This is a genomic window from Pedobacter frigidisoli, from assembly GCF_032678525.1.
Classification (GTDB): domain Bacteria; phylum Bacteroidota; class Bacteroidia; order Sphingobacteriales; family Sphingobacteriaceae; genus Pedobacter; species Pedobacter frigidisoli_A.
The window spans coordinates 257,083-269,326 of record NZ_JAVTSE010000004.1 but is presented as its reverse complement, the minus strand read 5'-3'; the positions used below and the strand labels follow the sequence as shown (position 1 = coordinate 269,326).

Annotated in this window: 11 protein-coding genes; all 11 read left to right on the top strand. The window is 40.7% G+C overall.

Features of this window, described 5'->3' with window-relative positions:
- Window positions 1-66 precede the first annotated feature (66 nt).
- The 11 genes from ilvD to leuB all read left to right on the top strand — a co-directional run bounded on the left by ilvD (window position 67) and on the right by leuB (window position 12,244).
- On the top strand, window positions 67-1,749 hold the full coding sequence (gene ilvD / locus R2Q80_RS13065; protein ID WP_047798632.1) for a dihydroxy-acid dehydratase: 1,683 nt from the start codon (window positions 67-69) through the stop codon (window positions 1,747-1,749).
- Between the two features lie 151 nt (window positions 1,750-1,900).
- Window positions 1,901-3,649: a biosynthetic-type acetolactate synthase large subunit gene (gene ilvB / locus R2Q80_RS13060; protein WP_316800025.1), complete on the top strand. Its 1,749-nt coding sequence runs from the start codon at window positions 1,901-1,903 to the stop codon at window positions 3,647-3,649.
- Between the two features lie 30 nt (window positions 3,650-3,679).
- On the top strand, window positions 3,680-4,318 hold the full coding sequence (gene ilvN / locus R2Q80_RS13055) for an acetolactate synthase small subunit (RefSeq protein WP_047798634.1): 639 nt from the start codon (window positions 3,680-3,682) through the stop codon (window positions 4,316-4,318).
- 9 nt (window positions 4,319-4,327) lie between these two features.
- Window positions 4,328-4,789 (top strand): DinB family protein, encoded by a 462-nt coding sequence (locus tag R2Q80_RS13050; RefSeq protein ID WP_047798635.1) that lies wholly within the window; start codon window positions 4,328-4,330, stop codon window positions 4,787-4,789.
- A 46-nt stretch (window positions 4,790-4,835) separates the two neighbouring features.
- Window positions 4,836-6,317 carry a ketol-acid reductoisomerase gene (ilvC, locus tag R2Q80_RS13045; protein WP_316800024.1) on the top strand — a complete coding sequence of 494 codons (1,482 nt, stop codon included), beginning with the start codon at window positions 4,836-4,838 and terminating at the stop codon, window positions 6,315-6,317.
- A 56-nt stretch (window positions 6,318-6,373) separates the two neighbouring features.
- Window positions 6,374-7,780 (top strand): 3-isopropylmalate dehydratase large subunit, encoded by a 1,407-nt coding sequence (gene leuC / locus R2Q80_RS13040; RefSeq protein ID WP_316800023.1) that lies wholly within the window; start codon window positions 6,374-6,376, stop codon window positions 7,778-7,780.
- 75 nt (window positions 7,781-7,855) lie between these two features.
- Window positions 7,856-8,149 (top strand): antibiotic biosynthesis monooxygenase, encoded by a 294-nt coding sequence (locus R2Q80_RS13035; protein ID WP_316800022.1) that lies wholly within the window; start codon window positions 7,856-7,858, stop codon window positions 8,147-8,149.
- A gap of 2 nt (window positions 8,150-8,151) precedes the next feature.
- Complete coding sequence (locus R2Q80_RS13030; RefSeq protein WP_316800021.1) at window positions 8,152-8,853, top strand: class I SAM-dependent methyltransferase; 702 nt, start codon at window positions 8,152-8,154, stop codon at window positions 8,851-8,853.
- Window positions 8,854-8,913: 60 nt separating this feature from the next.
- A complete protein-coding gene (gene leuD, locus R2Q80_RS13025; protein WP_316800020.1) occupies window positions 8,914-9,495 on the top strand; it encodes a 3-isopropylmalate dehydratase small subunit in 582 nt (193 codons plus the stop codon).
- A 92-nt stretch (window positions 9,496-9,587) separates the two neighbouring features.
- Entirely contained in the window at window positions 9,588-11,057 is a 1,470-nt protein-coding gene (locus tag R2Q80_RS13020) for an ATP-binding cassette domain-containing protein (RefSeq protein WP_316800019.1), read from the top strand.
- A 95-nt stretch (window positions 11,058-11,152) separates the two neighbouring features.
- A complete protein-coding gene (gene leuB, locus R2Q80_RS13015) occupies window positions 11,153-12,244 on the top strand; it encodes a 3-isopropylmalate dehydrogenase (RefSeq protein WP_316800018.1) in 1,092 nt (363 codons plus the stop codon).

The window sequence follows — 12,244 nt, the reverse complement described above, 5'->3', positions numbered from 1 at the left end:
GAATCAGAAGAAGGATTACACAGTCAATAACAACAACTAACAGAACCAGAATATACATTTTAAACAATGAGCGAATTAAACAAGTACAGTAAGACATTTACACAAGACCCTACTCAACCCGCCGCGCAAGCGATGCTTTACGGAATTGGATTAACTGATGCAGATATGGCAAAAGCACAGGTTGGTATTGCAAGTATGGGTTACGATGGCAACACCTGCAACATGCACCTTAACGACCTTGCAAAAGACGTTAAAGCGGGAGTCTGGAAAAATGATTTAGTGGGCTTGGTTTTTAACACCATTGGCGTAAGTGACGGAATGAGCAACGGTACTGATGGTATGCGCTATTCGTTGGTAAGCCGTGATGTAATTGCAGATAGTATTGAAACCATTTGTGGCGGGCAATATTATGATGGGATTATCTCCATTCCCGGCTGTGATAAAAATATGCCCGGAGCCATTATGGCGATGGCCAGATTAGACCGTCCATCGATTATGGTTTACGGCGGTACTATTGCTCCCGGACATTACAAAGGAGAAGAATTAAACATTGTTTCGGCTTTCGAAGCATTGGGGCAGAAAATCTGTGGTAATTTATCAGAAGAAGATTATCAGGGGATTATTAAACATACCTGTCCGGGCGCCGGCGCCTGTGGTGGGATGTACACCGCCAATACAATGGCATCGGCAATTGAGGCTTTAGGTATGAGTTTACCTTACTCCTCTTCGAATCCTGCGGTAAGTCCGGAGAAAAAACAAGAGTGTTTAGATGCCGGAAAATACATCAAAGTTTTATTAGAGAAAGATATTAAGCCTTCTGATATCATGACGAGAAAAGCATTTGAGAATGCTATTCGTTCGATTATTATATTAGGCGGTAGTACCAATGCGGTGCTGCACTTCATCGCAATGGGTAAAGCAATCGGTGTTGAAATTACACAGGATGATTTTCAGCGGATGAGTGATGTAACGCCTGTTTTAGCTGATTTTAAACCAAGCGGAAAATATTTAATGCAGGATTTACACCAATATGGGGGTATCCCGGCAGTATTGAAATTTTTATTGAACGAAGGTTTACTACATGGCGATTGCTTAACCGTAACCGGAAAAACAGTTGCTGAAAACCTTGCTGATGTGAAATCGATTATGGATTACGATCAGAAAATTGTTCAAAAATTAAGTGAACCGATCAAAGCAACAGGTCACTTGCAAATTCTTTACGGAAATTTAGCAGAGAAAGGTTCTGTTGCGAAAATCAGCGGTAAAGAAGGCGAGAAATTTGAAGGCCCTGCGCGGGTATTTGATGGTGAGCATGATTTAATTGCTGGTATCTCAAGCGGTCGTGTTCAACCTGGCGATGTAATTGTAATCAAAAACTCTGGCCCTGTTGGTGCACCCGGTATGCCTGAAATGTTAAAGCCAACCTCGGCGATTATCGGTGCAGGTTTAGGAAAATCAGTTGCCTTGATTACTGATGGACGTTTCTCGGGTGGTACACACGGTTTTGTAGTGGGACATATTACTCCAGAATCTTATAAAGGCGGCTTAATTGGTTTGGTTGAAGACAATGATCCTATTTTAATCGATGCGGTTAACAACATCATCAGTTTACAGGTAAGCGAAGAAGTGATTGCAGAGCGCAGAGCGAAATATGTCCAGCCAGCACTAAAAGTTTCTAAAGGCGTTTTGTATAAATATGCTAAAACGGTATCAGACGCTGCAAGCGGCTGTGTAACCGATGAATATTAGTGTACCAATGTGATTTGTAGATATGCAGTCACAATTTAAAAAGACACATTAGAAAATTAATCCATCATCACAAATTGTGATGATATGAAAAGGGATGATCGGGAGCGGATTGGGTTTAAATAAAAGAATAAGGAACCGCAAAAAAATAACTATGGAAACTGCACAAGATACAATTCAAGCGGAGGCACTAGCAGAAACCTCTAAAACATTATTCAAAGGAACCGGTTCACAGGTTCTTTTGAATGGATTAATTGAAGAAGGAGTAACCACCATCTTCGGTTATCCTGGCGGTGCAATCATGCCGATTTACGATGCATTATACGATTATGCAGACAAATTAGAGCACATTTTGGTTCGCCATGAGCAGGGTGGCATTCATGCTGCCCAGGGCTTTGCACGTACAAGTGGTAAAGTAGGTGTTTGTTTTGCTACCAGTGGGCCTGGTGCAACGAATCTGGTTACAGGTTTAGCTGATGCACAAATCGACAGCACGCCTTTGGTTTGTATCACTGGTCAGGTTTTTGCCCACTTGCTGGGTACCGATGCCTTCCAGGAAACTGATGTCATTAATATTACCACACCAGTAACCAAATGGAATTATCAGGTGACAGATGCTAAAGAAATCCCTGAGGTTTTAGCCAAGGCCTTCTACATTGCCAAAAGTGGCAGACCGGGCCCCGTTTTAATTGATATCACAAAAAATGCACAGTTGCAGATTGAGGAATTTCCTGAATATGTAAAGTGTAATCATATCCGTTCTTATCGTCCGAAACCAAAAGTTAGGGTAGAATATATTCAGCAAGCTGCAGAATTAATCAATTCTGCAAAAAAACCTTTCGTATTATTTGGACAAGGTGTTGTTTTGGGCAGCGCTGAACAGGAATTTAAAAACTTTATAGAAAAAAGTGGCATTCCAGCTGCCTGGACAATTATGGGTGATGGTGCCATACCAACTTCACACCCCCTGAACGTGGGTATGCTCGGCATGCATGGTAATTATGGCCCGAATGTGTTAACCAACGAATGTGATGTTTTAATTGCGATCGGGATGCGTTTCGATGATCGGGTTACCGGTCGTTTAGACAAATACGCAAAACAGGCGAAAGTGATTCACCTGGATATTGACCCCGCCGAAATTGATAAAAATGTTAAGGCAGATGTCGGCGTATGGGGAGATTGCAAAGAAACACTTCCATTGCTAACCAATCTGGTTAATGCCGCTACGCACGAGGATTGGCTTGCCAAATTCAGAGATTACAATCAGCAGGAAATTGATCAGGTGATTACGCCGGAACTTTATCCTGAAGGTGATGAAATGACCATGGGCGAAGTGTTACGCAACATTAACGAAATCTGCGGCGGCGATGCTGTAATTGTTACTGATGTTGGTCAGCACCAGATGGTAGCCTGCCGTTATGCCAAATTTAATAATACCCGTAGCAATATTACTTCGGGTGGATTAGGCACAATGGGTTTTGGTTTGCCTGCAGCAATTGGTGCCAAATACGGAGCGCCTGATAAAACTGTTATCGCGATCATTGGTGACGGCGGTTTCCAAATGACCCCGCAGGAATTAGGCACAATTATGCAGTTTGGTGCGGCTGTTAAAATTCTGATTTTAAATAACCGTTTCTTAGGGATGGTTCGCCAGTGGCAGCAGTTATTCCATGATAAACGTTACTCTTTTGTTAACATCACAAGTCCTGATTTCGTGGCTTTAGCAAAATCTTACTATATAGAAGCAAGTAAAGTTGATGAACGTGCTAATTTGAGAAATGCATTAGAAACGATGATCAATCACGAAGGTTCTTATTTACTCGAGGTGATGGTAGGCAGAGAAAACAATGTTTTTCCAATGGTTCCTCAGGGAATGAGCGTAAGCGAGATTAGGTTGAAGTAAGCGGAAAGATTAAAGCCAAAAGAAATTATCATGAGTACTGAAAACACATTAGAACATAAAATAGCAAAAGCCGATTTCGAAGGTAAGCAGGAATATACCATTACGGTATATGCTGAAAACCGCATTGGTTTATTAAACAGAATCGCGATTATCTTTTCAAAAAGAAAAATCAATATCGAGAGTTTAAATACCTCTCCATCAGAAATTGATGGCATCCACCGTTTCAACATCGTTATAACCGAAAGTTACGATGTGGTGAGAAAATTGGCCCGCCAGATCGAGAAGCAGGTTGAGGTTTTAAAGGTATATTTCAACACCAACGAAGAAATCATCTGGCAGGAACTTGCCCTTTACAAAGTATCGACAGACGAGATTGCTGAAAAAGTTACTGTAGAGCGCTTACTGAGACAGTATGGTGCCAGTGCCGTAGTGATCCGTAAAGATTATACGGTGTTTGCAGTTACCGGACACCGGGAAGAGACAGATGCATTGGTTAAAGCGCTTGAGCCATATGAACTGATTGAATTTGTTCGCTCAGCAAGAGTGGCCATTATTAAAGATAGTGCAGGTTTCCACGAAAAACTGAAAGAATTTGAAGCTTTTGAACCGGGAGAAGAACTTATAGAAAATGAGTTTTTAGACAAAGGCGAGAAGATTTTTACGATGTAAGCAAACAGCATGGACGAAATATTTGAATTTATCATCAATTCACGTAAGGCATTTATACAACTGATCGATGGTTTGACTATCGGGCAACTAAATACGATACCCGATGGTTTTAACAACAACATCATCTGGAATTTTGGTCACATTGTAGTGAGTACTCAAACGCTATGTTATGTTCGTACTGGGCTTGTAGCTGATGCCAGTAATGTAAAGTTCAATGAGTTTTACAAAAAAGATACCCGACCTACATATACAGTTACTGAAACAGAAGTGGCTGAGCTAAAAGCAATAGCCCTGCAAAGTATCGACCAGATAAAAGAAGATTATGCAGCAGGGGTATTCAAGGCGATTACTCCTTTTTCTACCTCAACCTATGGTGTGGAGATGAAAAGCATAGAAGAAGTGCTGATCACCACTGTTGGGCATGACAATGTGCATTATGGCTATGCCTGGGCACTAAAAAAAGTAATATAGAATAGAACATAAACCGATAATAAATAGAAATTAACCAATAAAAACGATGTCAAATTATTTTAACACATTACCTCTTAGAGAAAAATTAAACCAGCTTGGTGTTTGCGATTTCATGGACAGCAATGAATTTTTAGACGGCGTTAGCGCACTAAAAGGCAAAAAACTGGTAATTGTAGGTTGCGGTGCGCAAGGCTTAAACCAGGGTTTAAATTTAAGAGATAGTGGTTTAGATGTAAGCTACACGTTGCGCAAAGAGGCGATTGAAGGTAAAAGGGATTCGTGGAAAAATGCAACCGAAAACAACTTCAATGTTGGCACTTACGAAGAATTAATTCCTGGTGCTGATGTGGTAATTAACCTTACACCAGATAAGCAACACACCGCAGTTGTAAATGCCATTATGCCTTTAATGAAAGAAGGCGCTACATTATTATATTCTCACGGATTTAATATTGTGGAAGAAGGCATGCAGATCCGTAAAGATTTGACGGTAATTATGGTCGCGCCTAAATGCCCGGGAAGTGAAGTGAGAGCTGAATATGTTCGCGGTTTTGGAGTACCAACATTAATTGCTGTTCACCCTGAAAATGATCCTCAAGGTAAAGGACTGGCACAGGCAAAAGCTTATTGCGTAGGTACAGGGGGTCACAGAGCAGGTGTTTTAAAATCATCGTTCGTTGCTGAAGTAAAATCAGATTTAATGGGTGAGCAAACGATCCTTTGTGGACTATTGCAGACAGGTTCTATCCTTTCTTTCGATAAAATGGTAGAAAAAGGAATCGATGCCGGTTATGCTTCTAAACTGGTTCAATATGGTGTTGAAGTGATTACTGAAGCTTTAAAGCAAGGTGGCATTACTGCCATGATGGATCGTTTAAGCAACGTAGCTAAAATTAAAGCTTTTGAAATTTCGGAAGAGTTGAAAGACATAATGCGTCCGTTATTCCAAAAACACCAGGATGATATTATGAGCGGTGAATTTAGCCGTACCATGATGGAAGATTGGGCTGCCGGTGATAAAAATCTATTAAAATGGAGAGCTGAAACCGGTGAAACTGCTTTTGAAAAAACGCCTGCAGGTGACGTTAAAATCGGAGAGCAAGAGTATTTTGACAACTACCTTTTAATGGTTGCTTTTGTACGTGCAGGTGTTGAGCTGGCTTTCGAAACTATGGTTCAGGCAGGTATCAAACCAGAGTCTGCTTATTACGAGTCGCTACACGAAACGCCACTTATTGCAAACACCATTGCCCGTAAAAAACTGTTCGAAATGAACCGTGTAATTTCTGATACTGCTGAATACGGTTGTTACTTATTTGATCAGGCTTGTAAACCTTTGTTAGCTGATTTCATGACCAAAGTGGATACCGACTTAGTGGGTAAAAACTTTAACGAAGGTAAAGATGGCGCAGTAGATAACAGAAAGTTAATTGATGTTAACGAAGCAATCCGTTCGCATGAAGTAGAGCAGATTGGTGCTACTTTACGTAAAGCCATGACTGCAATGAAGGCAATTAAAACTGCATAATACACTTACAAACTCCGCAGGTTTTAAACCTGCGGAGTCTTATTAAACATAACAAAATGTCAAAAACATTAGTAGAAAAAATTTGGGATGCACACGTTGTAAAAAGTGAAGAAGGATTTCCTGATATTTTATACATTGATACGCACTTAATACACGAAGTAACTTCTCCGCAGGCTTTTGATGGTTTACGTAAACGCGGATTACCTGTTTTCCGCCCGCAACAAACCGTTGCAACTGCCGATCATAATGTACCAACGCTGAACCAGCTACTTCCAATCAAGGAAGAACTTTCACGCTATCAGGTAGATATGCTAACCAAAAACTGTGCAGAATTTGGTATAGAACTTTACGGCTTAGGGCATCCTTTTCAGGGAATTGTTCACGTAATCGGCCCTGAACTGGGTATCACGCTACCAGGAAAAACCATGGTTTGCGGTGATAGCCATACTTCAACACACGGGGCTCTGGGCGCTATTGCTTTCGGTATCGGAACATCGCAGGTAGAGCAGGTTTTTGCAACGCAATGCTTATTGCAATCGAAACCTAAAACCATGAAAATTGAAGTAAACGGAGCGCTTGGAAAAGGTGTTGGTGCAAAGGATATTATTTTATACATCATTGCCCAGATTTCTGCCGCCGGAGGTACAGGTTATTTCGTAGAATTTGCAGGTTCGGCTATCCGTAGCTTAAGCATGGAAGCCCGAATGACAGTTTGTAATATGAGTATTGAAATGGGTGCACGTGGTGGCTTAATTGCCCCTGATGAAACCACTTTCGAATACATTAAAGGACGGCAGTTTGCTCCGAAGGGTGAAGAATGGGATCAAGCCCTCGCCTACTGGAAAACATTGTATAGCGATGAAGATGCTAAATTCGATTCGGTATTAACTTTCGATGCGGCTGACATTGCCCCCATGATTACCTATGGAACTAACCCTGGAATGGGTATCGGTATCGCTGATAAAGTCCCTGCAACATTGGCTCAGCCTACAACTGAACAGGTTTCATATAAGAAAGCACTGGATTACATGGGTTTTAACGACGATGAAAGTTTACTGGGCAAACCGGTTGACTATGTATTTATCGGAAGCTGTACGAACTCAAGAATTGAAGATTTACGTGCCGTTGCCAATTTTGTAAAAGGCAAACAAAAAGCAACTGGTGTGGAAGTTTGGATTGTACCTGGCTCTAAACAAGTTGAAGCGCAAGCTAAAGCCGAAGGCCTGGACAAAGTATTCGAAGCTTCAGGTTTTCAACTCCGCGAACCAGGTTGCAGTGCTTGTTTGGGCATGAACGAGGATAAAATTCCAGCAGGAAAATATTGTGTTTCTACCTCAAACAGAAACTTTGAAGGACGACAAGGCCCTAATGCACGTACGATGCTTGCAAGTCCGTTAACCGCAGCTGCGGCTGCCGTTACAGGTAGAATTACAGATGTAAGGGAATTATTGGAAAAAGTTTAATAAACCTTTATTGCGAGGTACGAAGCAATCTAATGGAAAGGATTTGTTCATAAATCGCAATGAGGGAAATAAAATATGGTTTTAGAAGTTGCGGTATTAAATATTAAAAAAGGATTATCTGCCGATTTTGAAATCGCTTTTAACGAAGCGCAAAAAATCGTCTCTTCAATGGATGGATATATTTCTCATGAGTTGAAAAAATGTATGGAAGAAGTTGATAAGTATATCCTGCTAGTAAATTGGGAAACACTCGAAGCGCATACGGAAGGCTTTAGAGATTCCGCAGAATACCAAAACTGGAAAAGCTTGCTACATCATTTTTATGAACCTTTTCCGGTTGTTGAACATTATGTCGCGGTAGAAGGGTAAAAATGAAAACAGACGAAATGGAAACTTTACAGGAAATACAAAATCAGTTTAATGCAGTATCAGAAAAATACGACAGGCAAAGGCGTTTTCTTATCCCTTGTTTCAACGACTTTTATGGCGCTGCACTAAGCATATCGGAAGAGGTTTCTGATGTAAGAACCATTCTGGATGTAGGTGCCGGAACAGGTTTAATGAGTGCGTTTTTTAATGAGAAATATCCTAATGCCCAAATCACACTGGTTGATATTTCTTCGGCAATGCTAAAAAAAGCAGAGGAACGTTTTGAAGGAAATGAAAATATCAGCTTTTTGAATGCTGATTTTGCCACTGTTAATTTACCTGAAAGTCATTACGATCTGGTGGTTTCGGGATTAGCGATTCATCATTTGCCGAATGAATTGAAACAACAGCTTTTTGGCAAAATTATGAAGACACTTAAACCGGGCGGCTGGTTCATCAATGCCGATCAGGTGTTGGGCCAAACGGAATTAGCAGAAAAGATTTATACCGAAAACTGGAAAAATCATGTGCAGCAGAATCCGAATTTAACAGAAGAAGAAAAACAAAGTGCCTTTGAGCGGATCAAAGTAGACATTATGGCTCCACTGAAACTTCAATTGGAATGGCTTGAAAGTGCAGGGCTACAAAATGCAAACTGCTATTACCAGTATTACAATTTCGTAGTTTTTGCTGCAAATAAATAAAAAAATAAGGCGGTGTAGTGGTTGTTGAGACCTGATACCCGCTACTTGATACTAATTAAAATGAGAAAGTTCACAAAATTAACATCGGCAGTAGTGCCTTTAAACATAGAGAACATTGATACCGATCAGATTATCCCTGCAAGGTTTTTAAAAGCGACAACGCGTGAGGGTTTCGGTGAGAATCTTTTCCGCGACTGGCGTTATAATGGTGATAACACGCCAAAACAAGAGTTTGTACTGAATAACCCAACCTATAGCGGAAAAGTACTGGTTGCGGGTAAAAACTTCGGTTGTGGAAGTAGCCGTGAGCACGCAGCATGGGCCATTCAGGATGCTGGATTTGATGTCGTAATCAGCAGTTTCTTTGCTGACATTTTTAAAGGTAATGCATTAAATAACGGTTTATTACCGATTCAGGTGAGTGATGAGTTCTTAGCTCAGATCTTTAACGCTGTTGAAGCCAATGCCAACTCTCCTTTGGAAGTTGATCTGGAAAACCAGACCGTTACTATTGTTGAAACCGGAAAACAGGAGGCTTTCGAAATCAATCCATACAAGAAATCTTGTTTGATTAATGGTTATGATGACATTGATTTTATTTTGGCGCAAACCAATTTGATTGAGGAATTCGAAAAAAAATAAAAATTAAAGGGTGAGAGCCTAAGGTAGAAAGCCATAACAATGGTTTAAAAATCAATCCAGCTTACATGTACTAAGCTGGTAGAAGACAACAAATGAAAGAGAGTTTCGTCAGCATAAAACATTTAAACCTAAAATACCGTGAAAAACCGGTGTTAAGTGATTTGAACTGGTCTGTAAATGCTGGCGAGCAATATGTTTTTTTTGGTGAGAGCGGTAGCGGAAAAACATCACTGGCAAAAATAATAGCAGGCTTACAAAGTGCGGGTGGTCAGGTAGAAATCAAATATGCCGCCGGTAGCCATTTGCCTGCCGAAGTTTTATTTGTTGAAAGCTGGTACCAGTTCAAAAACCTTGAAGGTGTAGCTAACTTTTATTACCAGCAACGATACACCAGCCAGCAGGCTAAAGATACCCTTACTGTCCATGCCGAGTTAGTGAGCTATGGAAAAGAAAAAGGGCTTCATTTCGATCAGGTTGAACCTATACTCGAAGCTTTAAAGTTTTCATCTTTCGCAAGTTCGCAGTTAATCGAATTGTCTAGCGGCGAGCATAAAAAATTACAGCTGGTAAAAGCTTTGTGGTTAAAGCCACAATTGCTAATCATCGACCAGCCCTATACCGGCTTAGATGTATCATCACGCAAAAATCTAAACCACCTTTTAAATAAAATTTCGGAAGAAGGTGTTCAGCTGATCTTAATCAGCAACGACGATGAACTACCATCACTGATTAACCGATTTGCCGAAATAAAAAACGGACAGATCGTCGTTTCTGCTTACAAAGAACGCCTGCCAGCTATTATTGAAAGACCTGCTAAAGAAATTCCTGATTTCCTGAAACAATCTCCGGTTTATTCATCAACGAATATTGTTAAAATGGTTGATGTCAACATCAGCTATGGAGAGAAAAGGGTATTAAAAAACATCAATTGGGAAGTTAAGGCCGGTGAAAAATGGTTGTTGCAGGGCCACAATGGTTCAGGTAAATCAACTTTGTTAAGCCTTGTAAACGGCGACCATCCACAGTCTTATGCGAATGAGCTATATTTGTTTGGCAACAGACGGGGTAGTGGCGAAAGTATCTGGGATATTAAACAACATATCGGTTTAATTTCACCAGAATTTCATTGGTACTTTGATGCCTCAGCTACCGTTTGGCAAAGCATCGCATCAGGTTTTTATGATACAGTTGGTTTATTTCAGCAACTACCCTATTCAAAAAGCGAACAGGTTAATGAACTGGTAGAATATTTTGGCTTAACGGCAAACAAAAATGAGCTGTTAACCTCACTCCCATTGGGAAAACAGCGACTGGTTTTATTGGCAAGGACAATTATTAAAAATCCTGAATTGCTCATTCTCGACGAACCCTGCCAGGGATTAGACCAACAGCAAACTCAACACTTCAACCAACTGATTGATGAGCTGTGCGGCAATGGTATGACTTTAATTTACGTTGGCCATTTTGAATCGCAGCTGCCAACCTGCATAGAAAAAAGAATATTATTAGAAAAAGGCGAGGTAAAAGTCGTCGAAAGTTTAAATATAGAAATAGTAAGCTAACAAAACAGCCACGAAAGCACAAAATACACGGAATAAATTTTTGCTAATTTCTGAGTTTCCGTGGCAAATGATTAGCTGAAAAACAATAGATTACAATGAAGAAGAACATTTTAGTAATACCTGGCGACGGTATCGGCCCTGAAGTTACCACATGGGGAAAAGCAGCATTAGAGAAAATTGCCGAAATTTTCGGACATGAATTTAGGTTTGACGAAGCTTTAATGGGTCATGCAGCCATTGAAGTTACCGGCGAGCCCCTACCAGATGAGACCCTGGAAAAAGCAAGAAAGAGCGATGCCATCCTTTTTGGTGCTATCGGTCATGCCAAATATGACAATGATCCAAGTTTGAAAGTTAGACCGGAACAAGGTTTATTAAAAATCCGTAAGGAACTTGGTTTATTTGCCAATCTCCGCCCAATATTACTATTTGATGAACTTCTTCAGGCATCGAGCATTAAACCTGAAATTTTAAGAGGAACCGATATTCTGTTCTTTCGCGAATTAACCGGGGATGTTTACTTCGGCGAAAAATCACGCTCGGAAGACAGAAATACAGCATCTGATCTGATGATCTACCACCGTTACGAAGTGGAGCGTATTGCCCATAAGGCATATCAGGCGGCTCAACAACGCAGTAAGAGGTTATGTTCTGTAGATAAGGCAAATGTTCTTGAAAGTTCGCGCTTATGGCGTGAAACCGTTCAGGAAATTGCAAAGCAATATCCTGATGTGGAAACGGAGCATATGTTTATCGATAATGCGGCCATGCAGCTGATCAAAAATCCAAAGAAATTCGATGTGGTTTTAACAGCCAATCTGTTTGGAGACATTCTTACCGACGAGGCTTCGCAGATTGCCGGTTCGATGGGTATGCTGGCGTCGGCATCAGTTGGGGAAAGCACAGGTTTTTTTGAGCCTATTCATGGTTCTGCACACGATATTACAGGAAAAGACCTCGCTAATCCATTAGCCTCCATCCTATCAGCAGCATTGATGCTGGAAATTGGTTTCGGATTGCAGGAAGAGGCCAAACTATTGGTTGACACGGTAGATGCGGTGTTGAAAGATGGTTTCAGAACCCATGATATTGCCGACCAAAGCACTAACCGTTTTAAAGTTTTAGGCACTGCCGAAATGGGTAAATTGGTATTAAAATTCTTAAGTCAAAAAATTAATCAATCCTAA

Coding starts and splice junctions, on each gene's coding strand:
- R2Q80_RS13020 (WP_316800019.1), top strand. CDS start 9,588: ATGAAAGAGAGTTTCGTCAGCATAAAACATTTAAACCTAAAATACCGT.
- ilvC (WP_316800024.1), top strand. CDS start 4,836: ATGTCAAATTATTTTAACACATTACCTCTTAGAGAAAAATTAAACCAG.
- leuD (WP_316800020.1), top strand. CDS start 8,914: ATGAGAAAGTTCACAAAATTAACATCGGCAGTAGTGCCTTTAAACATA.
- leuC (WP_316800023.1), top strand. CDS start 6,374: ATGTCAAAAACATTAGTAGAAAAAATTTGGGATGCACACGTTGTAAAA.
- R2Q80_RS13035 (WP_316800022.1), top strand. CDS start 7,856: ATGGTTTTAGAAGTTGCGGTATTAAATATTAAAAAAGGATTATCTGCC.
- ilvD (WP_047798632.1), top strand. CDS start 67: ATGAGCGAATTAAACAAGTACAGTAAGACATTTACACAAGACCCTACT.
- R2Q80_RS13030 (WP_316800021.1), top strand. CDS start 8,152: ATGAAAACAGACGAAATGGAAACTTTACAGGAAATACAAAATCAGTTT.
- leuB (WP_316800018.1), top strand. CDS start 11,153: ATGAAGAAGAACATTTTAGTAATACCTGGCGACGGTATCGGCCCTGAA.
- ilvN (WP_047798634.1), top strand. CDS start 3,680: ATGAGTACTGAAAACACATTAGAACATAAAATAGCAAAAGCCGATTTC.
- R2Q80_RS13050 (WP_047798635.1), top strand. CDS start 4,328: ATGGACGAAATATTTGAATTTATCATCAATTCACGTAAGGCATTTATA.
- ilvB (WP_316800025.1), top strand. CDS start 1,901: ATGGAAACTGCACAAGATACAATTCAAGCGGAGGCACTAGCAGAAACC.